Here is a 236-nt window from a genome sequence, read left to right on the forward strand (position 1 = left end):
TGCCAATCTCCGCGGCCGCGATCAGCCCCTGGGCAATCGCGAGCAGTCGAGTCTTCCGATCGCGACTGCGGCGCCGATCGACGGGTATCGTTTTGAGCCCGAGATTGACGGCGGCAAGATGGGCGCCGGTAGTGATGCCGGCCTGGCGCAGGATCGAGGCGGCAAACAGCCGGCCAAGCCAGGGCGCGTGCTGCAGCACCGACAACTCATTCCAGGCATCGAGGGCGACGATCGCC

Annotated in this window: 1 protein-coding gene; it reads right to left on the reverse strand. The window is 66.9% G+C overall.

The window, feature by feature from the left end:
• The coding region (locus AF337_RS04630; protein ID WP_152970907.1) for a DUF1612 domain-containing protein at positions 1-236 on the reverse strand (236 nt) is incomplete at both ends.

Source organism: Rhizobium ecuadorense (genome assembly GCF_001187535.1).
GTDB classification, from domain to species: domain Bacteria; phylum Pseudomonadota; class Alphaproteobacteria; order Rhizobiales; family Rhizobiaceae; genus Rhizobium; species Rhizobium ecuadorense.